This is a genomic window from Ammoniphilus soli (assembly GCF_040813775.1).
This window is the reverse complement of record NZ_JBEGDL010000006.1, coordinates 63,603-90,490: the sequence shown is the minus strand read 5'-3', so window position 1 is coordinate 90,490 and position 26,888 is coordinate 63,603. Positions and strand designations below refer to the sequence as shown.

21 protein-coding genes are annotated in these 26,888 nt (G+C 45.8%); 5 read left to right on the top strand and 16 right to left on the bottom strand.

Annotated features, from left to right (window positions below; translation table 11 throughout):
* The first annotated feature begins 76 nt into the window (after positions 1-76).
* Complete coding sequence (locus ABLT31_RS14045; RefSeq protein ID WP_367752556.1) at positions 77-1,588, top strand: carboxypeptidase M32; 1,512 nt, start codon at positions 77-79, stop codon at positions 1,586-1,588.
* 78 nt (positions 1,589-1,666) lie between these two features.
* Here ABLT31_RS14045 and ABLT31_RS14040 read toward each other — a convergent pair whose 3' ends face one another.
* The 12 genes from ABLT31_RS14040 to ABLT31_RS13985 all read right to left on the bottom strand — a co-directional run bounded on the left by ABLT31_RS14040 (position 1,667) and on the right by ABLT31_RS13985 (position 15,884).
* A complete protein-coding gene (locus tag ABLT31_RS14040; protein WP_367752554.1) occupies positions 1,667-2,545 on the bottom strand; it encodes a hypothetical protein in 879 nt (292 codons plus the stop codon).
* Complete coding sequence (locus ABLT31_RS14035) at positions 2,542-3,786, bottom strand: copper amine oxidase N-terminal domain-containing protein (RefSeq protein ID WP_367752552.1); 1,245 nt, start codon at positions 3,784-3,786, stop codon at positions 2,542-2,544. The genes ABLT31_RS14040 and ABLT31_RS14035 overlap by 4 nt, the downstream gene beginning before the upstream one ends.
* Entirely contained in the window at positions 3,783-4,526 is a 744-nt protein-coding gene (locus ABLT31_RS14030) for a sugar phosphate nucleotidyltransferase (protein ID WP_367752550.1), read from the bottom strand. Before ABLT31_RS14030 ends, ABLT31_RS14035 begins: the two co-directional genes overlap by 4 nt.
* A complete protein-coding gene (locus ABLT31_RS14025) occupies positions 4,523-5,434 on the bottom strand; it encodes a hypothetical protein (protein WP_367752548.1) in 912 nt (303 codons plus the stop codon). Before ABLT31_RS14025 ends, ABLT31_RS14030 begins: the two co-directional genes overlap by 4 nt.
* Before the next feature lie 58 nt (positions 5,435-5,492).
* Positions 5,493-7,322: a glutamine--fructose-6-phosphate transaminase (isomerizing) gene (gene glmS, locus ABLT31_RS14020; protein ID WP_367752546.1), complete on the bottom strand. Its 1,830-nt coding sequence runs from the start codon at positions 7,320-7,322 to the stop codon at positions 5,493-5,495.
* 53 nt (positions 7,323-7,375) lie between these two features.
* A complete protein-coding gene (locus ABLT31_RS14015; protein WP_367752544.1) occupies positions 7,376-8,731 on the bottom strand; it encodes a nucleotide sugar dehydrogenase in 1,356 nt (451 codons plus the stop codon).
* Between the two features lie 20 nt (positions 8,732-8,751).
* A complete protein-coding gene (locus ABLT31_RS14010) occupies positions 8,752-9,558 on the bottom strand; it encodes a response regulator (RefSeq protein ID WP_367752542.1) in 807 nt (268 codons plus the stop codon).
* Between the two features lie 18 nt (positions 9,559-9,576).
* Positions 9,577-11,025 carry a glycosyltransferase family 2 protein gene (locus ABLT31_RS14005; protein ID WP_367752540.1) on the bottom strand — a complete coding sequence of 483 codons (1,449 nt, stop codon included), beginning with the start codon at positions 11,023-11,025 and terminating at the stop codon, positions 9,577-9,579.
* 3 nt (positions 11,026-11,028) lie between these two features.
* On the bottom strand, positions 11,029-12,198 hold the full coding sequence (locus tag ABLT31_RS14000) for a HEAT repeat domain-containing protein (protein ID WP_367752538.1): 1,170 nt from the start codon (positions 12,196-12,198) through the stop codon (positions 11,029-11,031).
* A 19-nt stretch (positions 12,199-12,217) separates the two neighbouring features.
* The gene (locus ABLT31_RS13995) at positions 12,218-14,416 is read right to left on the bottom strand and encodes a hypothetical protein (protein WP_367752536.1); all 2,199 of its coding nucleotides are present in this window, start codon (positions 14,414-14,416) and stop codon (positions 12,218-12,220) included.
* A 271-nt stretch (positions 14,417-14,687) separates the two neighbouring features.
* Positions 14,688-14,852 (bottom strand): hypothetical protein, encoded by a 165-nt coding sequence (locus tag ABLT31_RS13990; protein WP_367752534.1) that lies wholly within the window; start codon positions 14,850-14,852, stop codon positions 14,688-14,690.
* A gap of 138 nt (positions 14,853-14,990) precedes the next feature.
* Positions 14,991-15,884: an amidase gene (locus ABLT31_RS13985; RefSeq protein ID WP_367752532.1), complete on the bottom strand. Its 894-nt coding sequence runs from the start codon at positions 15,882-15,884 to the stop codon at positions 14,991-14,993.
* Between the two features lie 572 nt (positions 15,885-16,456).
* Here ABLT31_RS13985 and ABLT31_RS13980 point away from each other — a divergent pair.
* Positions 16,457-18,160 carry an ABC-ATPase domain-containing protein gene (locus ABLT31_RS13980; protein ID WP_367752530.1) on the top strand — a complete coding sequence of 568 codons (1,704 nt, stop codon included), beginning with the start codon at positions 16,457-16,459 and terminating at the stop codon, positions 18,158-18,160.
* 75 nt (positions 18,161-18,235) lie between these two features.
* On the opposite strand, the gene ABLT31_RS13975 is transcribed toward ABLT31_RS13980, so the two are convergent.
* From ABLT31_RS13975 to ABLT31_RS13960, 4 genes are all read right to left on the bottom strand, one after another.
* Positions 18,236-19,642, bottom strand: a complete 1,407-nt coding sequence (locus ABLT31_RS13975) for an FAD-linked oxidase C-terminal domain-containing protein (protein ID WP_367752945.1) — start codon at positions 19,640-19,642, stop codon at positions 18,236-18,238.
* Between the two features lie 9 nt (positions 19,643-19,651).
* Positions 19,652-21,037, bottom strand: a complete 1,386-nt coding sequence (locus ABLT31_RS13970) for a (Fe-S)-binding protein (RefSeq protein WP_367752528.1) — start codon at positions 21,035-21,037, stop codon at positions 19,652-19,654.
* Complete coding sequence (locus ABLT31_RS13965) at positions 21,038-22,345, bottom strand: FAD-binding oxidoreductase (RefSeq protein WP_367752526.1); 1,308 nt, start codon at positions 22,343-22,345, stop codon at positions 21,038-21,040.
* Positions 22,346-22,571: 226 nt separating this feature from the next.
* Positions 22,572-23,264 (bottom strand): FadR/GntR family transcriptional regulator, encoded by a 693-nt coding sequence (locus ABLT31_RS13960; protein ID WP_367752524.1) that lies wholly within the window; start codon positions 23,262-23,264, stop codon positions 22,572-22,574.
* Positions 23,265-23,418: 154 nt separating this feature from the next.
* On the opposite strand from ABLT31_RS13960, the gene ABLT31_RS13955 reads away from it, so the two are divergent.
* From ABLT31_RS13955 to ABLT31_RS13945, 3 genes are all read left to right on the top strand, one after another.
* Positions 23,419-23,688 carry a hypothetical protein gene (locus ABLT31_RS13955; protein WP_367752522.1) on the top strand — a complete coding sequence of 90 codons (270 nt, stop codon included), beginning with the start codon at positions 23,419-23,421 and terminating at the stop codon, positions 23,686-23,688.
* Between the two features lie 155 nt (positions 23,689-23,843).
* Entirely contained in the window at positions 23,844-24,422 is a 579-nt protein-coding gene (locus ABLT31_RS13950; RefSeq protein ID WP_367752520.1) for a hypothetical protein, read from the top strand.
* 358 nt (positions 24,423-24,780) lie between these two features.
* Positions 24,781-26,883 (top strand): YecA family protein, encoded by a 2,103-nt coding sequence (locus ABLT31_RS13945; RefSeq protein ID WP_367752518.1) that lies wholly within the window; start codon positions 24,781-24,783, stop codon positions 26,881-26,883.
* Positions 26,884-26,888: the final 5 nt, after the last annotated feature.

Sequence of the window (26,888 nt, the reverse complement as noted above, 5' to 3'; positions counted from 1 at the left end):
ATTGGAACCTACTAGTGAAATACGGTAAAATGAGTGTGTTGATTGAATACCAATTCCAATGGAAAGGAAGCAAAATATGAGCACTGATCAAGCTTTACAAAGCTTCAAATCACTTGAGGAGAGAATATGCCATTTGAATAGCATTTCCTCTCTGGTTCATTGGGATATGGAAACCGCTTCTCCGAAACTAGGACTTTCTTACATGTCAGAAGCCGTAGGAACTCTTTCAATGGAAATTTTTCGCCTGACGACTTCTGATGAGATGAAAAATTGCCTAGACGTTCTGATGGAATCTGGCGCCTATAGCCAATTAGACCAAGCTACACAAGCCTCGCTCCGCGAAGCCAAGCGAAACTATGACCAGACCAAAAAAATTCCAGAAGAGCTTTATAAAGAGTATTCCATACTTACTGCGAAGGCCCAGAATATATGGGTTGAAGCCAAAGAAACGAATCAGTTTTCGCTATTTGAGCCTACCCTTCAACGCATCATCGAAATGAATCGTCAATTTGCCCAGTACTACGGCTATGAGGACCATCCTTACGATGCTTTGCTCGATCAATATGAGCCCGGATATACAGTAAAGAAATTAGATCCTTTGTTTAAAGATTTGCGACAAAAGACCATCGATTTGCTTCACCGGATTCAACAATCTTCTTGCCAGCCCGATACCCGTTTTCCCCAGCGTCCCTATCCAAAGGAGAAACAAAAAGAGTTTTGCCGGCTTCTTTTATCAAAGATGGGATTTAATACGGAAGCTGGGGTATTAGCAGAAAGCGCCCATCCTTTTGCCACCGGGATATCTCTTCAGAATGTGCGAATCACCACGAATTACGATCAAAACGATGTTCGTTCGTCTATCACTGGTGTAATCCATGAATTGGGTCATGCCGTATATGAGCAAAACGTCTCCCCGGAATTCGAAGGGACATTCTTGCGGGACGGGGCCTCTATGGGTATTCATGAGTCTCAATCTCGATTTTATGAGAATATGGTCGGAAGAAGCGAAGCATTCTGGAGCTATCTCTATCCTTTGCTGCAGCAGACTTTTCCTGCGGAATTAGCTCAGGTCTCACTTAAGGATTTCCATGGTTCCTTAAACATGGTAGAACCTTCTCTCATTCGCATCCATGCGGATGAATTGACGTACAATCTGCACATTATGCTTCGTTATGAGCTAGAAAAACTCATGATGGCTGGGGAGTTGAATGCCAAGGATCTGCCTGAGGCTTGGAACAAAAGAATGGAGGACTATCTGGGACTCGTTCCTCCCACCGATTCGGCCGGCGTTCTTCAGGATGTTCACTGGTGTTTCTCGATCGGATACTTCCCGTCATACACTCTTGGCAACTTATATTCGGCTCAGCTCTACCATACAATCCAAAAAGACATCCCATCCTTCGACCAGCTTCTTACCGAAGGAAACCTTTCACCGATTGTCGATTGGCTGCGAACCCATATTCACCAATATGGAAAGCTGTATACTCCTTCTGAGCTGATCGAGAAAGTGACGGGTGAGGAGTTAAACGCGGATTATCTGATTCGATATTTTGAGGATAAGTTCAGTAGAATTTATGATTTAAAGTAAATGGTTTGTTAGTCACAAAAAAGGGTGTTCCAAAAGCCTTGCTTTTCCGGAACACCCTTTTTTTCACGTCATGCAATTTTACCACGAAGCAAGCTCTGCTCGTTTCCACGTATTCGGCGCAACGCAAATATATAAAAATCCGCTGTCCCAGGCAATCTCACCAACGTTTCCTGGTGCAGATGCGGATGCGGGAGTAAAAGATTTTCTGATGCGAAGGCTATCATCATTCACGTCGAGCTTCGTCGCAGGATCTGTATTCCCAATACCGACATTTCCATTGCTGCGGCTAATAGAGAACGGGGTATCCAAGGCTTCTCCAGCATCCGAATATCGGATGATACCGAAGTTCGAACCCGTGTCAGATCCCGATTCCTCTGCATTGTCAGCTCTTAGCGTCCATCGCGGGGTTGTGGCATTCCCGGATTCGGTTTTTGCAAGCTGCAAGTCCCGATGGACACCCTCTGATCCGGCTATTCTCATAATCCCATCCACAACATTGAAATTTGAGGAATGAGTCCGAATCTCTGCTACGTCCTGATCGAATGGAATCTCCAATCTTGTGAAAAGCTCATTCGGGTGTTTTCCCGTAGGGGACATAGTCGTTTCAATAGAAATATGATTGTGGTCTGGCTGGTTCGGATCATTGGCCTTCGCATGTGAGACGATCGCCGATTTGTCCATTCCTTTTTCATCGGCCCAAGAGATCGCAGGTTTGGCTTGGTCTTCTGTCCACTGCAAACGAATGAGATCGGACAAATGCCCTTGAGAGTAGATCCATTTTTGATCTGTAGATAGATGGAATCTTTGATTGTGGGGAACTTTGATCCCTCCTCCCGGCAAAGATGACTCGGTGTATTCCGGTTTTGCATCGACACCGCTGCCGGCCGCCTGAACCATCCCAAATACTCCCAGTGCTACCCCTATTGCTAGGGAAACCGCCATTCCAAGTAACTTCATCTCCCATCTCTCCTTTCATCTAAAGCCTCCCAGCTTTTATAGTCATGAACCGCAAATCCTGCAAAGCTCGGATAACGGGATAACTCCTTTTTTGCTATTTGTAATTCCTCTTCCATGGCACCTGTACTCTTGGTATAAAACGTCGTATGATCCCCTTCATTAGTTGGGGCGGTTTCCACAGCAATGATCACCTGTTTTTTAAGAGCGGATGCTTCCCTTATGATCCCATGGGCGTTAGCCACGATTCCGTTATTTCCTAAGGAAAAATTTCTATAGTCCATGACCACAAGGGAATCGAATTTTTCTAATAACCATGCGCTAAAGGTATATTCGGAGTTAGGAACTTTGATTTTATGAATCCAAAAAGGAACATCCAAGGAAATTTTCAAGCCCGACCCTTGGGTTTCTTTCTCAATGAATCGCAGGTTAGCCATCCAATTTTTTAAGACCAGATTATTTTCTGTTTTCCATTCTTGTAACGTGTAGGGTTCGATATCAAGGTGCAGGCCTTGAAATCTCTCTTTCGGATCCACCGAAGCATTGTATTTTGTGATCCAAGTGATCATTTCTCTAATAAGAGCTTGATTGTCTTTAAAAGCCCAATAGGGATTGCCAGCAAGGGCTTCTACCTGAATCTGCTGGAGATGGGCATTTCGGATGAAGCTTTGGTAATCTTGCAGGCTAACATCCCTATTTATCTGAAGGTAAATCGCAGTCAAATTGTTTTCACTAGCAAATTTCAAGATTTCTTCTTGGTCCGTTTGGATGATTTCGGCATCCCAAATCCATGTGCCTTTTTCCACCTTTGCCGCTTGTGTCACAACCGCCAGATCACGTTCTTCCTTCCATTCGACCTGAGCTTCGAACAATTCGCTGATAAAGCGCAGCGGAACCATCGTGCGGTCATTCTTGATCACGGCTGGTGCATCCATCAAGATATCCTTTCCGTTCACTCGCGCTTGCTTTTGGCCAATGGTTAAAATAATGGTTCGTCCTTTATGCAAAAATGTCACTTGTTCCAATGTGCCATTCCACTCTACCTTGGCACCCAGCTTCTCTGCTACGAATCTTGCAGGAACCATCGTGCGTCCAGAAGCATGATCGATATACGGTTGCACGTCGGGGAAAGACACATACTGCCCATCCACAACGACGTGAACTTGGGAAGCGGCAACAAGCCGGACGAAGAGAACAAGACTTAAGGGAATGGACAAACTGCTCGCCAACCGTAATTTCTTCAATGATTCTCTCCGCATGTTCGTTCGTTATAAGCCCGTTCTGCTTCCGCCAATTGTTCACGGCTATTGATTCCCATCACTTCGATCGGATCTTCCAGTATAACTGTTTCAAATCTCTTGCCTCTCATGGCCTCGATAATGTCGGTTAAATAATACTCTTTCTGGGCATTGTCATTTCCGATATTCGGCAGCGCTTGGAACAAGCTTTGATTATCAAAGCAGAAAATGCCTGTATTTACTTCTTGAATCCGCTTTTGTTCAGGAGTCGCATCTTTTTCTTCGACAATGCCGATCACGCGTTTGGTCTCTTGGTCACGAAGGATTCTTCCGTATCCTGTCGGATCATCTTGCTTGGCAGTTAATACGACTCCTGCACACTGGGTTTCGAATTGAAGCCTGAGGAGGTTCTGGATTGTTGTCGATTCGATCAAGGGAGTGTCACCGGTAAGCACAAGAGTGGCTCCTCGCTTATCTTTTAATAGGGATTCGCACTGGCGGACCGCATGGGCGGTTCCCAACTGTTCGGCTTGTTCAACATAGGAAACCCGCTCACCCAAATGCTCTTTAATGAGTTCTCCTTTGTGCCCAACCACGACGATGATTTCATCGATCTTCATCTGTTCCAGCTTGTTGACGAGATGCTCCACCATCGGCATCCCGCCTATAGGGTGCAAAACCTTCGGCAAGTCAGATTTCATGCGCGTTCCTTTTCCTGCTGCTAAAATAATGGCGTATGTTTTCAAGGCTTTTCTCCTTTTTTATTAGTCTGATAAGAGGACTTCCAGTCTGGGAAGCCATGAACCGCAAACCCACGGAATCCAGGTTGTTTTCGGAAATGACGGTGGGCCTCTTCCAGCTCATTCTCCATCTCTTGATAGCCTTCTTCGAAGAATGTCGCTTTATCCCCTTCACCGCTTTTGGCCATCTCCACGCCGACGATCACCGATTTCCCCATGGAGGAAGCTTCCTTGACCATGTCAAGTGCATTGGAAACAATCCCGTCTTCTCCTTCGGCAAAGTCTCGATAATCCATCAGGACCACCGTATCAAACCGCTTCAGCATCCAAGTGCTTACGGAGTAGTCCAGATAACCAGGCACATCGATTTTATTGACCCAAAAAGGCAAGTCGACCGTGATCTGTAATCGTTTAATGGAACGGACCTCCTTTGCGGCAAACTCGAGATTAGAAAGCCACTCCTCTATCACGCGGTCTTGATCATCCTTCCATTCAGGCAGCAAGTAAGGTTCGATATCCAAATGGATTCCCGTAAACCTTTCATCCATGTTCACATTCCGATTGTAACTCTCCACCCATTCGATCAGCTCTTGAATGTTGGGTCTCTTTTCTTTCCATCCCCAAGAGGGATCTCCTCCCAGTGCCTCGACCTTGATATCCTGCTTGGACGCCTCTTTGATAAATTGTGCATAATCATGGGGAGTAACATTCTTTCGATCAATATATAGATAGAGATGGGTCACGTCATTTTGACTGGCGAAGGCCAGGATCTCTTCGCTTTGAGTGGTAATCGCTGGAGTATCCCAGATCCATGTCCCTTTCTGCTGTTGAGGCTTGTTGCCGAGGTACTCGGCAAGCAGCAAAACAGAGATGACGGCTACCATTAAGACCAATAGAATATTTTTTTTATTCATAGGATCAACCCCTCATTTGAAAAAAGAGCCCCAGCGATTAAACCGGGGCAAAGGAACATTACTCTACTGTTACGCTCTTGGCTAGATTCCGGGGTTTATCGATATCGTTGCCCAACGCCAAAGAGGTGTAATACGAGATTAACTGTAAAGGAATGACGGACAGGATCGGCGCCAACAGGGGTGACGTCTTGGGAATAAAGCAAACCTCATCCACGACATTGAACAATTCCACATTTCCTTCCACCGTTACGCCCATGACATGGGCTCCGCGAGCCTTCACTTCTTTAATATTACTGACTGTTTTCTCATAGAGATCCTGATGAGTAACCAGAGCAATAACGGGTGTCCCCTCTTCTATTAAAGCCAGGCTTCCATGCTTCAATTCACCGGCTGCATACGCCTCCGAGTGGATATAGGAAATTTCTTTTAATTTCAAAGAACCTTCTAGTGCGACGGCAAAATCCAATCCCCGCCCGATGAAGAACAAACTCTTCTGATCCTTAATTGACTCCGCAAACCATTTGACCTCATTTGCGTTTTCTAATACTTTCTCTACCTGGACAGGAAGCTCTTTAAGTTCCTTTACCCACTCTGCGCAAATCTCCTGTTCCAGCGTTTCCTTCTCTTGGGCAAAGTAAATCCCTAGCAAGTAGAACGCAAGCAATTGCGCGGTGTAGGCCTTTGTCGATGCGACTGCAATTTCAGGACCCGCCATCGTCGGGATTACATAGTCTGCATCACGGGCAATCGAGCTGCTGGACACATTCGTAATGGCCAGCACTTTCGCTCCGCGGCGCTTGCTTTCCTGCAAGGCGGCAAGCGTATCCGCCGTTTCCCCGGATTGGCTGACAACAATCACCAGGGTTTTGTCCGTTACGATCGGGTCCCGATAGCGGAATTCCGAAGCGATATCCACCTCTACCGGGATGCGTGTTATCTTTTCAATCACGGTTTTTCCTATTAAACCTGCATGATAGGCCGTACCGCAAGCGACGATGAAAATCTTTTCAATCCCTTGGATCTGCTCAGCCGTAAGCCCCAATCCTTTGAACACTACACGATTTTCGCTGTTAATGCGCCCCCGCATGGTATTTCTTAACGTTAACGGCTGCTCATGAATTTCTTTTAACATGAAGTGTTCGAATTGCCCCTTTTTTACCTGCTCTACATCCCAATGAACAAGCATCCTTTCTCGTTCCACCAGTTCGCCGGACTGCGCATTCATAATGGAAATGTCATCAGCCGTTAGGATCGCCATTTCCCCATCTTCTAGGATGTACACATGCTTGGTATGCTCGATCAAGGCTGAGATATCCGAGGCAATAAAGTTTTCCCCATTCCCTTCCCCGATGACTAAAGGGCTTGCTTGGCGTACAGCGACCAGTTTATCCGGTTCATATTCGGTAATAACCCCTATGGAATAAGCGCCAAGGAGCCTTTCGGTCACTGCACGGACGGTGGAGACAATATCCCCGTCATACAGGTCAGCCAACAAATGGGCGATAACTTCCGTATCGGTCTCCGATTCAAACACAATCCCTTTGCTGATGAGCTCTTCCTTCAAGTCCATGTAGTTTTCAATAATTCCATTATGGACAACGGAAAACTTCCCTGACATATCCGTATGGGGATGGGAGTTCGCATCGGATGGCCTGCCATGCGTCGCCCAACGCGTATGCCCAATTCCAATGGTTCCTCTAAGTGGGTGTTTTTCCAATTTGCCAGCTAAGTTAGCCAGCCGCCCTTCTGCTTTTCTTACATCTAGACTTTTGCGTTCCAATACCGCAATCCCAGCGGAGTCGTATCCGCGATATTCCAATTTGCTTAATCCATCTATTAAGATAGGCTGCACGTCACGATTGCCTATATATCCTACAATTCCACACATATGTTTTAGCTCCTTTCATCATAACCGGGCACCGATAGCAGTGCCCCCACAAATTAGATGCCTACTGGCACTTTCACTTCTTTTCTCTTAATCCCCGTGCCCAGTTTATAGATGTTATCGGATTTAATCTCGGCAAAAGCATTGCGCGTATCAATGATCGGCACCCCTAAATCAGCGAGTTCATGGTAGCTGAAGCTGCGGTGGTTGGTTATAAATACCATGCAATCGTACCCGGCGAAAGCGGCAGCATCGTATTTTACCGATTCTACGATATTTCCGTCCTCATCACGGAAAGACGTCGCATATGGATCATAATAATCAACCTTTGCTCCGCTTTCCTTGAACAATTGATAGACTTCTAATCCTGGAGATTCCCGAAGATCATCCACATCCGGCTTATACGCCATGCCCAAGATGAGCACCTTTGAATTGCGAATCGACTTCGCATACATATTGAGTACCTGAGCGGCCTTATTCACGACATACTCTGGCATGTTATCATTGATCGATTGGGCCAGCTCGATAAACTTGCTGTAGAAACGAAATTCCTTAGCTTTCCACGACAAGTACATCGGATCCAGCGGAATGCAGTGACCGCCGATTCCCGGTCCCGGGTGAAAAGGCATGAAGCCGAATGGTTTCGTAGAAGCAGCCCGAATGACCTCCCATACATCGATGCTCATCTTATCGCACATCATCGCCAATTCATTGACGAAAGCAATATTGACGCTCCTAAAGGTGTTCTCCAACAGCTTGGACATTTCAGCCACTTTCGGAGAAGAAACGGGAACGACGGTTTTCACCACATGGCTGTATAAAAGAACACCTAACTCTTTGCAAGCTTCCGTTGTCCCTCCAATGACCTTTGGCGTGTTATACGTGTTATAATTGCGGTTGCCCGGATCCACGCGCTCCGGCGAGAAGCAAAGGAAGAAATCAGTACCCACGCTCAACCCTTGGGCTTCCAGCTCAAATTGAATCAATTCTTCCGTTGTTCCTGGGTAGGTCGTACTTTCCAGAACGATCAGCGTACCCTTTTTCATATATTTCTTGATCTCATGGACTACGCTCTTAATAAACGAGGTATCCGGATCTTGATTTTCACTTAATGGCGTCGGTACGCAAATGCTGATCATGTCCAGCTGTTGGATCACACTATAATCGGACGTAGGAAGAAACTTGCCGACAGAAATCGCCTCAGCCACAACAGAGCTGGGAACGTCTTGAATGTAAGACTTTCCATTCAAAAGGGAATTCACTTTTCGGATATCCAAATCGATGCCGTATACCGTGAACCCGCCCTTCACCATCTCCATAGCCAATGGCAATCCGACATACCCCAATCCAATTACCCCAACCCTGCTGGTTTTATTTTGCAATTTCTCCTTTAATGCGCTGTAATAGATCATTCTATGATTCCACCTTCGTATTAATTTTTTAGTTTCTTGATTCTCCACTCTAGCTCCGTGATCGAAAAAGGCTTCGTGACATAATCGGAAGCCCCTAATTCAAAGGCGCGGTTCATGTCTTTGGATAACTGCTTATCCGTCAATACGATAACTTCCCCTTCATTTTCCCCATTGTTCTTGATTTTGTTGATTAATTGATACCCATCCAAGATCGGGAGATTCAATTCGGTAATGACGAGATCTGGAGACAATTGAGAATACTTCTCGAAAGCCTCATAACCGTCTTTTGCTTCATGAACCTCGTATCCTTTTAATTCAAGCCGCAACTTCACAAACTCACGGCTCACTTCATCGGTATCCACCACAAGGATCGATGAAACCCCTTCTTTTGCGGTTTCATCCACATAGAGCTGAATATCCTTGTTTTCCCCCTTGGCCCTCATAACAGTGTGCGACAATTGCGATAAGGTTTGTTCTGTCGGCTCCCCGCTTTCCGGGAAGCTGGCCACCACCATTTGTCCTTCAAGAAGGCCATGGCGATCCAGGAATTCTTTGATGACTAAGGATGCATAATGTGTTCCTGCCAGTTTCCGGTCATCCAGAACCACCCCAAGAATATGGTTTTGTTCATCCACGATATATTGAGCGGAAAGCTCTTGCTCGTTTTTGCTTAGGAAAGCTTTCAACAGATCCAGCGCCTTTTGGCTCAAGTTAGCGCAAGGAGCCAGAACCACTCCGCATGATAGGTGATTGACATAGGAAACTTGGGTGAACTGCAAAAGCTGTTGGGTTAATTCTTGAATAGGATCCCGAACTAAAATGGCCATGTTCTCCACTCCTTTTATTTATTTATTGAAATTGGTTCTTACCATCGTTCCCCACGAATTGTTGTTGCGCAAGAAGTCAATATGGCCCCTGAATCTCCACCAGACGCCCACTTGGCGATAGCCGATGAACATCAGGAAAGAGTAGAGGATCAATTTGTTCAAATCACTGAGCTTCGGATATCGGCTAAAGGCCGATTCTTCGATGAACAGGGCTCCCAGACTAAGAAGGAAACAGGATAGGAAGTTCACCAGGGCGAAGACGGCCAGCGTAGTCCAATCCGTCATGTTTAGCATCCAATACCCCAAGATGGCGAATAATCCCGTGATGCGGAAGTAAGGATTCAGTGTTTCAAAAATGATGTTATAAGGCAGAGTCACCATGCCAAACACTTTATATTTTGGACGGAAAACCATATGAATGCCTTCCTCCACCATATTCTTCAAGTTTCCCCGGCCCCAGCGCATGCGTTGGCTGCTTAGGATACGATAAGTATCCGGAGCCTGCGTCCAGCACACCGCATCCGGGCAGAAAGCGACCCGATAGGGAATGTTGTTCTCCAAACAATAACGGTGCAGCTTAATGACAATATTCATGTCCTCGCCTGGGTATCCGCCGCGATAGCCCCCTACGGCAATGACTTTTTCCTTTTGGAACACGCCAAAGGCTCCCGATACGATAATTAATCCGTTAATCGCACTCCATCCAATGCGTCCTCCCAAGAACGCTTTGATATATTCCACATTTTGCAGGGCGGGAAACAATTGTTTTGGAAATCTAACATTTTTTACGATTCCATCCTCCACCGTGCAGCTGTTGACGATACGGACATTTCCCCCTACGGCTACCGTATCCTCGGGATTTTCCATATAGACTCTAGCAATTCGCGTTAAGGCATCCTTTTCGAGCAGCGAATCCGCATCGATGGTGGAGATCAATGGATAGTGGGATAAGTTTATCCCTGCGTTTAAGGAATCTGCCTTTCCCCCATTCTCTTTATCAATGAAATAGAGGGATGGATATTCCGGATTGTGGTAAATCCCTCTCACCTTTCCGGTTTTGATATGATTCGAGACAATGGGATCGATTTTTTCCAATTGGAACTCCTCGAGCATGACCTTAAAGGTATCATCCTTCGAACCGTCATTGACGACGATCACTTCATATTCCGGATAATTCAGGGCCAAGAGGGATCGAACATTCTCGATAATAGTCAATTCCTCATTATAGGCAGGAACGAGCAGGGATACCGGAGGAACATGCCCGGACCCTGATAATTTATTGATTCGGTTATATTGAATCCCCCGTTTGATCGGAAAAGCATGTCGAATCGATAGACCGAAGATTAGAAAATAGATTACGGTGATTGCCATCACGTAGTACATGGCAAAGTAGCCGTAGGCCAACAGGAATTCCCGAAGGGCATTCACAACGGCATCCTTTTGAAGGTAATATTCTATAATTCTCATTTTTTACACCACACGATAGATTCGTTTATTTTTGTCAAACATCTTTTCATACGTAAACCTCAGCGCATTATAGCGAGTGAGTTTATCCAAATCCTGAAGATCGTCCCATAATTTGTTGATTTCTTCCTCAATGAGACCTTGGATGTATTCCCCCTGCTCTTTGCCTCTGGCTTGCAGTGCCCCCTCACAAAGCGCCGAAATTCCTTCTTGGCCCTGGTAGGTCAAAGCCATGGCACTGGCATAAACGACCTGTTTGTCCGGATCGTTTAAAGACTGTTTTAACAGGGGGACATAGGCGCCATTTCTTAAGTCCGTTAGAGCCTGTACCGTTAAGAGACGAATGTCTGCCTTCGTATGGCCAAGCAGCTTGCTTACCACATTTCGAGGCAATATAGAAGAAGATTTCAGATACACTTCTGCGGCTTTTCTTTGAATTTCTTCATTCCTCGAGCCCAACAACCGATGGACGGCAGAAGCAGCGCTTGGATTCGTATATTCTTTCAGCCCGGTTAAACCGATCTGGATGAGAGCTGGATTGCTGTCAAGGATAAATTCGGTAAAGAGGGCCGTCTGGTCGATCGGCGCTTCTTCGATCATGTCGACGATGAGATCATGGAATCCCTTCTGATGCTTAAGCAGAATATAGACCATTTCTTTGACGTCCCGCTCATGGCGGGCAGACTTGGCAATCGCCCGGGCAATAATAAAAAGACAAGAATCCAGCTTATGTCGACGCAATAATTCCAAAAGGTCGGGGACGGCATCTTTCACCCTCATGCAGCCCAAATGATAAGCGGCGTCTATTTTGATCCGATAGGAACCGCTCCCCAAGCGATTCAAGTGGTAAGAAATGAATCCCAATTCCCCACAAAGATCAATGAGCTTCTGTCTCTGTTCCCCTGCAAAGGATTCGATCATATCATTCAATCGGTCCTGCAACGCCTTTGACTCGGTCGGATTCATTTTGAGCGGCGGCACTCTTAATCGTTCATCGCTGTCGATATTCGCTTGAATGTACGTTAGATAATCCTTAAACTTCCATTGAAACTGATCATAGATCTTTTTATTCCTAATGTTCTTGATCTTCAGCCCGTAAATCGCCAAAGCAAAGATGAGATTTAATCCCACAAGAACAGTTAGGAAATATATGGCTATGTTGATATTGATATACACACGGTTGAACTCCTTCCCCTTACTTCACTCCACGCATGGCTTCCTGCATGATAAAGTAGCTTTGTTTCGGTCGTTCCACATAGTTCACATCCACATCCTCCCATCCCTTCCATGTATAGAGCGGAAGCTGAGATACAGGGTACGGCGTCGTTCCTTCCCACCCCATTGCCTCTCCGTTTTTCACGATCCACGGGACAATCCGAACTCCTTTCACTTTGCTGACTTGTAGCTTAGTTCGGGTGGGTTTCTCGTAATTGATCACGCTCAGGGAGCTGGGGTCGCTGAATCCGAGAAGCATCCATGGGATGCGGATCTCCAACACTTCTCCCTTTGCCTGCCACATGGTCTTGGAATTGTACTCTGGATGAGACGGATCGCTGTTTCCCCGGAGCAAATCTCCTACGGCGATATCCGTAAAGGGATGGTCAAACCGGGAGTCGGGAGGCTCTAGGAGGTAGTTCACCACCAGTTTCCATGGTTTAAATATCCCTGAGTTATCTTCCAGCTCTTTCGGATCGACAGGCGGCATTCCCGCCTCCCGAAACAAGCGAGTATGGAAATCGTAATTGGAAGCGATCATGATGCTCCCTTTTTCTTCATCCGAAAGTTCAACCAGGGTCTCCAGACCTTCATCGAGGGTTTTCCCGTGGAGCTGCGGGGCATGGCGGTTCCCGCCTTTAATCGTATCGGCGCCAAAATATACTGCTTGTTTCGAAGGGTCGAAAGGCTCCGACAGCTTAGCCATTAGGTAAAGGTAGCCTTCATCATGGGATGCCCAGATTCCATCGAACCCTTTGGCCTGCATGTCCAGCATTTGCTTTTCATCCTTTCCCAGCTGGTCCCAATCGGAGGCATCACCATCAATGAAAATGTCATCATCCTTGCTTGGAAACATTCCCAGAAGCCCAAAGAAGGATTCATTGGTCAAGGTGTTGTACCAGTAAGCCCGCCGATCGGGTATGTCGTAGTATAGCGTATTCCAGGTTTTCTTGAACCACTCGTCCTGCCACGTAAAAAGGATAGCGCCGGAATAGCCTTCTTGATGGATTTGGCGGAACATGTCCGCATTGATTTCCCCTTGCTTTTTCTCATCATGTCCCCCCTGGTTTCTCCCAAGAGGTCCCGTATGAGCGGTACCCTGTGACGCAGGAACGCCGAACTCGGTGATCATGATGGGAATGTCCTTGTGATATTCTTTTAATTGATGAAGATAGGTTTTATAACTATCAATTTCCCCTTTCTCGTTTTTCATCGTTTGGAAGCTCTTATCAAAAGTAAAGAAATCCGGATAGTAGGGATAAACATGATAGGAAGCAAAATACCCGGCATCCCACTGGACAGGTTCAATATGTAGAGGATCTAAGCTTACCATATCTTCCTCAATCAGCGGTTCTCCCGGATGCTGCAGCGGATCGGTCGTTACCCAATTCGAAAAGGCGATCGGGTGCTGCCAACCATGATTGGCCTCAGCTTCAGCTGTAATATCTGCCATTTCCGCCAACCACTTTTCAAACGGATGAGCCCCGGGCTTGCTTCTGAAATAGGTTCCCTTATAATCCGGAACATCCGCATGCAGTTCGTTCGTCGCTTTCACCATCTTGGGATCCCATTCTGTACCGATAATCCACCCCATGAGATAAGGCCCCGCATTATAGATGTAGGTCCCGCTGGCTTTTCCGGAGTAGGGTGGCGACTCAATCTTCACTTTTCCGTATACAGCTCCAACCGCATCCCTTATTTCTTGCTCAAATCTTTGTTTGACTTTAGGGTCGAATGCATCTTGGCCTTCGATTAATTGCTCTTCCGGGCTCCACACCCCTTGGATAAAGAACAAGGGGTCATCCTGATGCTTTGCATTATAGTCAACCAGCGCTTCATAAAACTCAGGCTTTAAGATGGTATAGACCCGAATGACGTTGGCCCCCATCTCGTGAATCATCTCAAACCACTTTTCATAATCGTCTTTTGATATGGGCAATTCTCCTGGAAAATGTCCGGGGATAGTCGCTCCCATGTTTACCCCTTTCGCAAAATAAGGTTTCCATGCCTGATCCGCATATTCTTCGATATGGGAGCCGTTCGCCCGGAATTTCACCTGTATCCCGCTATCCAGCTCAGCACTTTCTACTTTTGCCGTTGGGGGCCACAGCCAATAAGCGAATGCTCCTGCTGCAACCGCCCCTGCAAGGCCTAGTTTGGCAAGGCTTTTGAACAACATTTTGATTTCATCCTTCCTCGTTTCAAAACGATGCATTGTTGCCTTCAGTTCCTTCGCATGAATGTCATGTTACGGTATTAGGGTGCTGTTTGTCTGTGTTCTATCTTTTAAAAATTATGATCAAATGATGAATATTGTTCTCTTTTGATGAACATTATGAGCATTCTTCGAAGTTTGTTGAGTTTTCATGAAAGATGTAAAGGTAAAATAAAAAAACCATCACATTATGAGTGATGGCTTAATATTCTTTATTACCGGCTAGAAAGAGCCTCTAATCATAAAACAGCCTTAAGCGGCGAACAAATTCATCAACCACGTGCTTTCCCTTCATGGTCTTGTCTTGCACGCCTTTCTCGCAGATCTGAATCATCATATCTATTAATACTTTATGATTGAGATTAGGAGACTTTTCCAAGCTGCCCTTCGTTTTATCCAAACCTTCCAACTCCTTCACCAAAGTAGTCCTTCTTGTGGTGTCAAACGCCTACAGGGTTGAATTATAAAGGTTGAATGTAAAGGGACTATGACCAATACGTTAAAAATAAAGGACAAAACATGATCATTATTTGTCCTATTAAGGCTTCATATCCATCCAAGTCATCAAATGATGAATGGCTAAGCCATTAAAAGAGACATCTTGACTGTATTTCCCGGATACCTCCTCCAATTGCTGGTGCATGTAGGCCGAGCCTTCTTCATAGAAGGAAATCCTATCCCCTTCGGCACTTTCCCGAGTTTCGACCGCAATGTTGACTTGCTTGCTGTGATGATTGGCCCACCGGACTTCCTGTTCTACTAGCGGATTAATCTGTTGGGCTTGATCACGGTAAGCCATAATAACCACTTCATCAGAATTCAAAATGATCCACTCCGCTAAAATTCCATCTCCATACGAGTTGGAAAACGATCGATTGTCAAACCAGAATGGTACGGCAAGGGTGAATTTCAAATCCATATCCCGCGCTTTCGTATAGGAAGCAACAATCATATCCTGATACCTGAAGACCGTTCCTTGATAATCTTCCTTCCACCCCTGATCCAGATAGGGTTCCACATCGAGCTGGATTCCTTTAAATTGCTGGGCGGGTACAGAAGACTGTTGGTATGCTTTAAGCCAATCGAAAAATTGGCGGCTAAACCTCTCCCCTCCGGGTGATGCCCAATTCGGCGCTCCATCCAGTGCAAACACTTCGATGCCCCGAACTGAAGCTTGCTCAATAAAGGTTTGGTAGCTTTGGAGACTGAGTTTCCTGCTAATTTGTAAATAGAGCTTGTTTACCTGCTGCTTCTGCAGAAATGCAAGGATTCCTTCACCATTGGTTTCAATAGTTGAAGCATTCCATAACCAGGTACCCAAAACCTTTCGCTGCCCAGACGAATCAGCCGGTTCGGTGGTATAGCCTACAGGTGATGGAAAAATAACCATACCTAAGATGATTCCTATGAATAACATGTTCCATTTTCTCATCAATGCACTCCCCCTTCATCTTATTTCAGGGGAGCGACACTTCTCTCAGAACCCCGTATAAATCAATTAAAGGAAAATTTTTCTTTCGATTGATCACTTCTATATATTAGTAGGAATTTAGACATTTTTTAATGCGTCTTTTTACCCAAATTATTCATCATCACACAAATAAAAGGATTACAATGGGGTATTTTTTCCCATCTTGTAATCCTTTTTCTAGATACAATCATGCATTAATAGAAAATACTTATCAGCTATTTTTCGATGGTGTAAATATTTTTGACGATATTGTTCGTACATGGGATCGATCTTTTCAATTTTCTCACACTTAAGCACAAATTCATGACATTTTAACAGTTCTTTCACATACCTTGAATAAACCTTTTCTTTATCCATCTCAGTTCCACCTTCACCCAAAGTATGATTGCTCAAGATTATCTTACGTGGCCCATTTATTGAATATGACTTTAGATGAATACCGCTACTTCACACTACTCTAAAATGTTTGAGCCGTCTTTCCCTGGTCAAGAATAGGACCGAGGTGATCCTATGAAAATCCTTATGGTGATTATGTGCAAACATTGAGAAATCAATTATTCCAGTTAGATAAAAAAGGATATAAAGCTTATAAGGACCTGCAAGGAAAAGTCTATCATGGGGATGGCTGGCTCCTTCATATGGATTATATCCAAGGAGATCCTTTTGCCAGTCCCTCCCGTATCCGACTCGAAATGAACCAAAACCAAGCGCAGTATAAACTAGAATGGATCCATCCAGACTCTCGCCGTACGGCATTTGAGGATTTTATTGCAAGGCAGGCCGCTCGGCGAATCGATCAGATAGAAACGAAAAGAAAAGGGACCGGGAAAAGCGGGCTCATTCATATCGACAAGCCTGGGCAGGAAATTTTACAGAGAACGGCGGTGAAAGTCGATGACAAGACCATTGAGCTCCGTTTATCTGTCGGGTTGCCTGCAGCAGGAAGAACGATTTTGGGCAGAGAGGCGGTCAAACTTTTATGTGAGGATGTCCCCCTGCTCCTTCATCAAACGATGTTTGAATGGGAACCCCAACAGTTGATTGAGCAATTGAAGCTGATGGATCAGCAAGTAGCCATCCGAGAATACTTGAGAGAACACCGCTATATTTGCTTTGTAGCCAATGGATCGATTTTGCCACGACAAAGCGGAGTCAGTAATCGCCCGCTGCCAGGCTCACAAGTGGTGCCATTCCACTCTCCGTCTACGCTGGAAATCGAAATTCCCGTTCCCCATCGTCAACCCATTAAAGGAATGGCCTTACCAATTGGAGTCCATTTAATAGTAGGCGGCGGTTATCATGGGAAAAGTACCTTGCTTAAAGCGATAGAAAGAGGAGTCTATCATCATGTGAAGGGAGATGGCAGAGAGCTCGTGATCACCGAAGAATCAGCCACGAAAATTAGAGCAGAAGATGGCAGACGAGTGGAAAAGGTCAACATTTCTCCTTTTATCTCCAATCTGCCGTTTGGAAAGGATACGCATCAATTTTCCACCGTTGATGCCAGCGGAAGCACGTCACAGGCTACTAATATCATAGAAGCCATCGAAATAGGAGCCAAAGTCCTGCTTATCGATGAAGATACAAGTGCAACCAATTTTATGATTCGGGACGGGAGAATGCAGGCCCTCATCTCCAAGGAAAAAGAGCCGATTACCCCCTTCGTCGACAAGGTTCGCCAGCTCTATGAAGAATACGGGATCTCCACTCTTCTCGTATTAGGCGGTTCCGGTGATTATTTCGAAGCCGCAGATACCGTGACGATGATGGATGAATACCGCCCCTTCGATGTTACCATCGAAGCGAAGAGGATCGCCCATGAGTTAAAGGAAAAACGACTGTTGGAAGGAGGGGCTAGCTTTGGCCAGTTTGCGCCTAGAATCCTATCATCCAAAAGCTTCGATCCACGCAGAGGAAACAAGGAAAAGATCGATGCCAAAGGACTTCATACGATACTCTACGGGACGACAGAAATAGATTTGTCCTATCTTGAGCAGCTAGTCGATCCTAGCCAAACCCGAGCCATTGCCGAGATCCTTCTCTACCTTAGTAAGAAGATGAACCAAAGCAGTGCTTCATTAGAAGAGTTGCTTGATCAATTGTTCCGCCGCATTCAAGATCAAGGCTTAGACGCCATCTCCCGATATCACGGAAAGCACCCAGGGGACCTCGCCCTTCCCAGGAAAATGGAGGTTGGGGCGGCTATTAATCGGATGAGAACTTTAGTTATTAAATGAGCCGTGCCAAACAGTCTAGGGATAAGAAATCTGTCTTATCCCTGTTCGGCCTGTTTAAAGCAGTAGAATAATTGATTATCCAATTCGCACCTCTGCACAACGGCTGGGTTGGGGAAACATCTTATCCGGATTCAATAGGTTTTGCGGGTTAAAGACATCTCGAATCAACAGCTGAGCCGCCAATTCGGCTTCGGTGAAGATAAAGCGCATTTCCTGCTGTTTTTCGATGCCTACGCCATGTTCTCCCGTAATCGACCCGCCCACATCAGCACATACTTTTAGAACTTCGGAACCGACCTGTGCCGCCCTTTGCGTTTCTCCTGGATTGCGGGCATCGAACAAAATCAGCGGATGAAGATTTCCATCCCCAGCATGAAATACATTCGCGATCCGCAACCCTGAACGAGTACTGATTTCCTCAATTTTTTCCAGTACTTCAGGTAAGCGGCTCCGTGGAATTACCCCGTCCTGGACTAAATAATCGGGAGAAATCGAGCCCATCGCCGGAAAGGCCGTCTTCCGATTAGCCCACCATCTGGCGCGTTCTTGCTCCGTTTCTGCCACTTTGACCTCAGTCACTTGCCTGCGCTTGCATACCGCCACAATTTCCTCAATCTGCTCTTCAATTCCCGCAGCAATGCCATCTACTTCAATTAGCAAGAGGGCTTTTAATCCTTCCGGATGGCCTACTGGATAATTCCCCTTTTCTACCCCGATAATGGCCACTTCATCCATCATTTCTAGAGCTGCCGGGACGATTCCCGCGGCGATGATGTCAGATACGGCATAACTGGCATCGTCCACCCGGTCAAAATAAGCCAGGACCGTTCGCTTGTCTTCCGGATTTTTCAGGATGCGGACGGTAATTTGTGTCACGATGGCAAGCGTGCCTTCAGATCCTGTAAGCAAGCCCATCAGGTCATAGCCTGGTGCATCAGGGACCCCTCCGATTTCTACAATATCCCCATTAGCCAACACCAGCTCCATGCCTAGAACATGATTGGTTGTTACCCCATACTTGAGGCAATGGGCTCCCCCTGCATTTTCTGCTACATTGCCGCCAATGGTACATGCGTACTGACTGGATGGATCAGGGGCATAATAATACCCTTTGCTGGCTACCGAATTCGTTAGCTTCAAATTGACAAAGCCCGGCTGCACGACGGCCAACCGGTTTTCCAAGTCGACATGCAGCAACTTTTTCATTTTAACTAAACTGATAATGACCTCTCCCCCAAGCGGTGTAGCTCCGCCACTCAGTCCCGTCCCCGCTCCGCGGGGGATGAAAGGAATGTTATTTTCGTAGAGAAGCTTAACGACCTGAGATACTTCCTCCGTCGTAGACGGAAACACCACGGCTCGGGGAGGCTGTTTATGAATGGTGTAGCCATCACATTCATACGCAATCATTTCTTCTTTTCGAAATAAGACTGCTCCGGTTCCGACAATGCCGGCTAATTTGCCAACTATAGGATCATGCATGCTCACGCGCTACACCTCTTTTCCTGCAGCTACTTGTTGGACTACATTATTTTCTTGATTGCCGCCAACCTCTTCCTCGACTTGATAAGCCCGATCCAGGAGCTGAATCGTATGCACGACTTTAGCGCTTCTTCCATACTTCATCACGCCCATGCTCATTTGCAGCATGCAACCAGGGTTGCCCATAGAGATCAAATCGATTTCTTCCGGTACGAAAGTCATTTTTTCATCCAATACCTTTCTCGCCATTTCGGGATTCGTGATATTGTAGATGCCGGCACTGCCGCAGCAGCGATCCGCGTTAGGCATCTCCACCAGCTGAACCCCGGGTATAGCCTGCAGCAGTTGTCTGGGCTCCTGCCGAATCCCTTGGCCATGAGCCAAGTGGCAGGCATCATGATAGGTAATGCGGGTGTCAAGACGTCCCTGCGGCTTGTGGTAACCCTGTTCGACTAAAAACTTCGATACATCCTCCACCTTGTCAGCGAAAGCTTCTGCTTTTTCCCGATACTCGTCATCATGGCGAAGGAGCTCCGGATATTCCTTTAAAGCACAGCCGCATCCAGCTGCGTTCACGACAACAGTGTCCACGCCCGCCTCTAAAAAAGCATCAATATTTTGTTTGGCTAATCGTTTCCCTTCTTCTCTGTCCCCGGCATGGATATGAAGCGCTCCGCAGCAGCGCTGGCCTCGGGGAACAACGACCTCGTATCCGTTACGGGTCAGGACACGAACAGTGGCTTCGTTTATGTCGCCAAACATCACATCCATAACACATCCGGTGAGCAATGCCACTCTTTTCCTGCTTTCTCCTTCTGCGGCTATCACTTCCGGATATTTTTTCATGACAGGATCTTGGATGTTAGGCATAATCGTTTCCATCTCTTGAAGATGGGGAGGAATCACCTTCAACAGGCCCGTTTTTCGAACCAGCGACTGAAGCCCGCTTTTTTGGTAGATTTTTAGTACGCGACCTAATGCATGCAATCGGCTCGGCTGCGGAAAAACGCCTCGCAGAAATAGTTTGCTGACACCGGCCTTCCAGCCTTTAAGAGGCATCGCTTGGCGAATTTGTCCGCGCGCTTCCTCAATTAAAGCCCCCACCTGAACACCGGACGGACAGGCGGTTTCACAGGCCCGGCAATCCAGACAGGTAAACACAGGATCCTCAAACGCTTCATTGACTTCCATCTTCCCCTGGGCAACCGCTTTGATGAGATGGACACGTCCTCGGGGAGATTGATGCTCATGGCCAGTCTCCAAGTAGGTAGGACAGGATTCGAGACAAAGCCCGCAATGTACACACGCAGAAAATTTATCTTCATCCGGCGGGTCATCCCAGAAAAAATTGGTTTTCGATGGGCACTCCGCCTCCACCTTGCCTGGGATCGTCATCTAAATCCCTCCTACGAATCGTTTTGGATTTAACACCCGATGCGGATCAATTGCTTTTTTTATTCCTTCAAGTAGGGAAAAATAGGCCGGTTGTTCGCCCCAAACCTCTACCTGTTGTCGCAAGGCAAGAGATGCATGCTGTACCACCGCATACCCTCCCTTCAGCTGAGCAAAACGGCGGATTTCCTCCGTACATTGGACCAATTCCTCCTCGTGTCCTCGAATAAACACACGAGAAATCCCGTGACCAGCTCCTCCATGACAGAAAACCACCAGCTGCCGCTTTCTTCCAAGCTCATCACAAAACGAAACGATCTCGAAGACATCCCTATTCTTGCTTCCCAGCTTCAACCCTAACACTGGCTGCAATTCAGCCTGCGTTCCGTTAGGGGAAATGCGAGAAAACATCTCCCACCATTTCACAGTGTCTTCCTCTGACAACACCCGGATGCGAGTCCCTTGGGGCACGCGATTTTTTATCCATTCAATTTGGCAAAGGACGGCTTTTTCCATATCTGCAAAGGTAATGGCTAACCCAAAGCCCTCTTCCCCGTTGCAATGATTATGCAGTGCCGGATTGAGCATTTCGATGGAAACCGGTTCATTCGTAGAGTCCAACAGGGCGGTCACAAAAGATGGGATAGATGACAACATGGATTCCGGAAAGGAAAGCAAAACCAGTCTCTCACACTTTGGCTTCGGCCGAAGCTTGAGCGTGACTTCGCTCATTACAGCCAGTGTTCCCATCGAACCAATAAAGAGCTTATTCATATCGTAGCCCGCTACATTCTTAACCACCTTTCCTCCGGTACGAAGAATCTTCCCATCCGGATAGACGATACGCATTCCAATGACCAAGTCGCGAGCGGAACCGTATCGGCAGCGTTTCGGACCGCTATCGTTTGCCGCTATAACTCCGCCAATCGTGGCATCCTCCGGCCATGCAGGATCTAGAGGAAGCATTTGGCGATTTTCTGAAAGGAACTGCTGGATTTCCTTCATGGTCGTTCCGGCCTTTACTGTCATTGTTAGATCCCCTTCGGAATACTCGACGATCCCTCGGTATTCCGCAAGAGACAGCAACAGATCGGCCTTTTCTTCTATTCCGCCAAACCCCCTCTTTGTCCCTCTCCCCGTCGGGATAACCTTTAAGCCTTGGTCGTGGGCATAGCGTAATATGGCAGCGATTTGTTCTTCTGACTGGGGGTAAGCGATAAGCGCCCCGCTATTGCCAAGGGGATGGAGCTCTCCAGGTACACTAGGAATGCCTTCTCTGAGTAAAAGTGAATCAAAAGAAGCTAACAACAAACCGTCACCCCCAAACATTTATAAATAAAACTCAAAATTTGCACTAGTCAGTTTTCATAAAATATAGATCCTTTTTTCCACTAGATAGCTACTTATCACATATGTGATAAGTCTCTCGTCGACGTAACCTACCTTTCATTTTATTTACTAGGTTTTTCTATGTCAATTAATTAATTTAAATATTTAATCTGTTATTAATGTTCCGTAAATATTATGCATAAAAATTTTAACTCCTCTTTAATAACCTTTCCACATAAGTCAAATGTTCGATTACACAAACCTTTGCCCAATCCGCCTGTCCTGTTTCAATGGCTTCATAAATCTTTTCATGCTGCTGAATCACTGTCTGCGCTAGGACTGGGTCATCAAGGATCATTTGATGGCAGTCCCTTATCGCCTTTTTCATTGTTGCAGAAATCGTTTCCAACAATTGGACCAATATCTCATTTTGTGTCACTTCGGCGATGGCTAAGTGGAATTCATAGTCTGCTTTCCACCCTTCAATGGTCTCTGTCGTTTTCATCTGCTCGATGCATGCTTTCATTTTATCCAATTGAATGGGGTCTCGAACTCGAGCGGCCATTTCCGCAATCCCGACCTCCAATATCTGCCGAACACTAAATAGCTTCTGAATATCAGTCGCGTTTAATAGCCTTAAGCCCTCAAACAACTGGGAACTATCAAACCGCTGAACAAAGGTGCCTTCTCCCCTTCTCACATCGACAAAACCTTTCCCTTTTAATGTCGTAATCGCATCACGAATCGCCGTTCGTCCCACATTAAACGAAGCACAAAGTTCGCGGACAGAAGGAAGCTTTTCTCCTGGCTGGACTTTTCCGGAGACAATCCAGTGCTGAAGCTGCTCTGCCACGAGCTCAGAAATTTTCTTATTAGAGATTTTTTGGATCTCGACCTCCATGCCTGCATCACTCCCTATTCCCTTCCGCATTTTATGGCTTAACACCATATTAACTGATAATTCATAACTTTTCTACCAAATTCTGAACATTAACGATTGAAAAACGGTAAAGGAATCGCTATATTATTTACAATGAATATGGAGGTTCGTTTTTATGGGTAAAGTTATTCCTTTTCCAATCCAAGTGAATATACATTGGAACGGCCGCCCTCTAACTGAAGACGAAATAAAGTATGTTCGGGAATTTTTGTTATCCGTGTCTAGACGAGTGAGAATCAAAAGAATTCGTTTTTCCGGAGTAGATTTCTACGGGAATGACATTAAAGCGATTATCGATCAGCTTTATGAAAAACATCTTATTTTGGATGAGGAGAAACAGCGCATCTATCAAAAGTTAGAGGCTAAGCCGATGAATTCCTTATAATAGGAACCATCGGCTTTTAACATTTTGAGTATAGCACGCTAGCTATTGTTGTTCTTTTTCTACTGACATAACCCCTTTTTCAAAATGAAAACGGTTAACTTGTTGCATCATTCTCAATCTAACGGTTTAATGGTAAAGAAGGAGGGGATACATCCATGTTGTCGGTTCGAACAGCCACCTTAGAAGACGTAGAAGACATGATGAAATGGGATTATCGCTATTATCCGCAAGAATGGCGTGTAAATCTGGAATCGGTAAAACAAACGTTCCGAAATGGAACCCAGCTCGCGCGCGTTGTAGAAACAGCAGAGGGCATAAAAGGATATTATGCTCAGCTTCCTTTGCCTAAGGATGCCTACGAGCAAATCTTGCGTGGGGAACTTCACGAAGGGGAACTCTCTGAACACGTTTTACACTACGATTTTGTAAAAGAAGTCTATTTATATAGCGTTTCTTTTATTGTAGATATCGAAGATCCACAAAAAAAGTCTTACAGCAAAGCCTTGATTCAGGACATGCCTCATTTTTATAGCTCCCTTACCAGGAGCGGGGTAGACATTAAAGAACTAGGAGCAATTGTCGTCTCTAAGGACGGCAAGCGGATAGCTGAAAGCATGGGATACCGTCATCTGGGGGAAACTCTAACCCACGAAGGCAAAGATTATCCCATTTACCGGGCCCAGCTGAAAAATATTCTTGAAGCCATTCAAAGGCACCCAGCTACCGCTTTATAAAAAACTGGAGGTTGTCCCAAAAGTAGTGAAGTAAAGGTGGAGCCAACAGAATAGTTGGAAATTCGCCACTTACAATAAAGCTTTATGAGATTTCGTATGAAATAGTTGGAAATTTTCCTATTAATTACGATAAAAACTCCGTTTTGGACCGTTTTATCATTGATAAGTGGACTTTTTCCAACTATCCCCTTACTATTTTTCTTTATTTTTAAAGTAAGTGGAGTTTTTCCCATTAAGCCGTCCATATGGACCAACTTTTGAGACACCCTCTTCAGACTACACTCTTTATATTTTGGGATTGATTTTTTACTACAGCATACAAGCAAGAAGTTGCTACAAGAAAAGGTAGGAAAGCAAAATGAATATAAGAAGAAATGATCCTTGCCCGTGCGGCAGCGGACGAAAATACAAGGTTTGTTGCCTAAAGAAGCAAGATATCATGGAGTTCCGTCAATTACAAGCCAATCGTTTTTTTGATTCGAAACATTCTTTAACGGTCAAAATGCTAGAATTTCTACATACCTATGTTCCTTCTCAAGAACGTTCAGCGGCAAACCGTCTCTTTAAGGAAGTTCATGAGTTGCCGTCGTCTTCCAAATTGGTTGACTACTACAGCAAATTTTGGCTTTGTTATTTTTATACGTTTAGCAATGGGTTACGCGGGGTGGAGTGGTTTTCCCAAAAAGGAAAACTGCTCTCGCCCTCCGAACAGGCATTGCTTGCCACCTGGGTGCAGATGAAGCCTCGCTTGCTTCAGGTGACAGGAGAGGAAACCGATGGGATTACGGTAACCGACTTAATTACTAAAGAAACGTTTTTCTTGCCTTACTGTGAAACTCTTAAGCAAGTTTGGCCATGGGGCCTAGCTCTCGCAATGCTTGAGCCGTTCGGTGAGCATCATTGCATCCATGGGATATCTTCCTTTGAATCGCCGATCTTTGCGAATAAGCTTGCAGATATGATACTAGAAAAAATGCAAGAAACCGGGGAGTCTTACCCCGCTGTCATGCAACAGCATTTCCTCCAGCTCGTTCAATGCACCTTTAGCCAGTCTGAAGAGCAGACCGTTACAGAGGAAGAAACCACTTTAGTTTACCAAGTGTTTGATTTTAAGCAGGCCGTGCTCTTTCTTCAAGATCACAAAGCAGGCTTGTATTCCGATCACTTTGAGAAAGAGAACAAGAAAGCTCAATTTTCATGGACGGGACCCTGGTACCAATATACTGACAGTTCATTCCCTGGGATTATCCAGGCAAGTGAAGTCCATGCCTCCATTGATTTATCGGATCAACGGCTAACCTTCAAAACGAAGTACCCGGAAATAGTAAAAGAATTTATGTCCAATGCGGATCGGTTTTTCTCCGTTCTCAAATTAATGGAGCAATCCAAAGAAACCATTTCCATATCAAAAGATATGAGCCTAAGGACAACCAACCTTCGTTTAGAGCGTGAAGATACACCGCCGTGGTTTACCCTTTACGCGCAGAAATTAATGCATATGAAACTTGGGGTAAACAAACCGAGATTCACTGAACAATCTGGTGAAAACAACGCGTTGGAGGCATGGCTAAGAGAAGCTGAGTATCGGATGATGAAGCTGATGAGAGGTCAATTCCCAACGAATGATCAGCCTTTTGATCCGAATCCGCTTCGCCGAGAGCTTGGCTTACCTCGTTCGCCCTTTGTGTCCAAGGATCGGCACTGTTCCATCGTCCAGGTTGAGGTAGTTGCTCCTCAGATTGAGGTCATCCCTGATGATGATGTACCCTATTACCAACAATTCGGCCTCACGCCTGAGACCGCCTTTTCGTTTTATGCAAGCGATCTGGTGCAATTTTTCAAATTCAAGACAACAGGGAAATCTTCGAGTACCCTCAAGAAATATCAGTGGGGAATCGAAAAGCTTGTTCATTACTTCCTCTCGCTCAATCAAGAACAGCCTGAGGACTGGAATCAATGTGATCGTCCTTTCTGGGAAAATCTAATTGCAGGCTTTTATGTTTTGGACAGCTATCAAGGCAGCATGAGCCAGGCCCAAGCCTTCCTTTCCGTGATGAAACAGTTGGCCGCATGGTTAGATCAAAAATATGCCGCCGAGCACGGAGCTCTCGTTAGGGAAATCTTAAAAGAATCTGAGGAAGAATTATTAGCCGCTGTGACTGCAAATCGTGCTTCCATCAACCTTACCCCTGATAAAATGATGTACCAGCAGGTTCATGAGGGTTACTTGGAGGTCATGTCCGTCCATGCCAATGAAGTGGCCTTAAGGCCACTTCATCATGACAATGTTTTTATAGTCGGCTGGCTCGATGCCGACAATTTGCGAACGGGCATGCTTGTACATGGGATACTTGGGGAAAAGGGTGCCAACAAAGCAGTAATAATAGAGATCAAGGCAATCTATCCTTCTTGCGCTCGTCATTTTTTGGGCTGCTCTGAAGAACTCGTGTTGGTCAAGTAATATTA

What these genes read in the sequence shown, in the direction of transcription:
- ABLT31_RS14045 (WP_367752556.1), top strand. Translation starts at nt 77, where the DNA reads ATGAGCACTGATCAAGCTTTACAAAGCTTCAAATCACTTGAGGAGAGA.
- ABLT31_RS14040 (WP_367752554.1), bottom strand. Translation starts at nt 2,545, where the DNA reads ATGAAGTTACTTGGAATGGCGGTTTCCCTAGCAATAGGGGTAGCACTG.
- ABLT31_RS14025 (WP_367752548.1), bottom strand. Translation starts at nt 5,434, where the DNA reads ATGAATAAAAAAAATATTCTATTGGTCTTAATGGTAGCCGTCATCTCT.
- glmS (WP_367752546.1), bottom strand. Translation starts at nt 7,322, where the DNA reads ATGTGTGGAATTGTAGGATATATAGGCAATCGTGACGTGCAGCCTATC.
- ABLT31_RS14015 (WP_367752544.1), bottom strand. Translation starts at nt 8,731, where the DNA reads ATGATCTATTACAGCGCATTAAAGGAGAAATTGCAAAATAAAACCAGC.
- ABLT31_RS14010 (WP_367752542.1), bottom strand. Translation starts at nt 9,558, where the DNA reads ATGGCCATTTTAGTTCGGGATCCTATTCAAGAATTAACCCAACAGCTT.
- ABLT31_RS14005 (WP_367752540.1), bottom strand. Translation starts at nt 11,025, where the DNA reads ATGAGAATTATAGAATATTACCTTCAAAAGGATGCCGTTGTGAATGCC.
- ABLT31_RS13995 (WP_367752536.1), bottom strand. Translation starts at nt 14,416, where the DNA reads ATGTTGTTCAAAAGCCTTGCCAAACTAGGCCTTGCAGGGGCGGTTGCA.
- ABLT31_RS13985 (WP_367752532.1), bottom strand. Translation starts at nt 15,884, where the DNA reads ATGAGAAAATGGAACATGTTATTCATAGGAATCATCTTAGGTATGGTT.
- ABLT31_RS13975 (WP_367752945.1), bottom strand. Translation starts at nt 19,642, where the DNA reads ATGCATGATCCTATAGTTGGCAAATTAGCCGGCATTGTCGGAACCGGA.
- ABLT31_RS13970 (WP_367752528.1), bottom strand. Translation starts at nt 21,037, where the DNA reads ATGACGATCCCAGGCAAGGTGGAGGCGGAGTGCCCATCGAAAACCAAT.
- ABLT31_RS13960 (WP_367752524.1), bottom strand. Translation starts at nt 23,264, where the DNA reads ATGGAGGTCGAGATCCAAAAAATCTCTAATAAGAAAATTTCTGAGCTC.
- ABLT31_RS13955 (WP_367752522.1), top strand. Translation starts at nt 23,419, where the DNA reads ATGGGTAAAGTTATTCCTTTTCCAATCCAAGTGAATATACATTGGAAC.
- ABLT31_RS13950 (WP_367752520.1), top strand. Translation starts at nt 23,844, where the DNA reads ATGTTGTCGGTTCGAACAGCCACCTTAGAAGACGTAGAAGACATGATG.
- ABLT31_RS13945 (WP_367752518.1), top strand. Translation starts at nt 24,781, where the DNA reads ATGAATATAAGAAGAAATGATCCTTGCCCGTGCGGCAGCGGACGAAAA.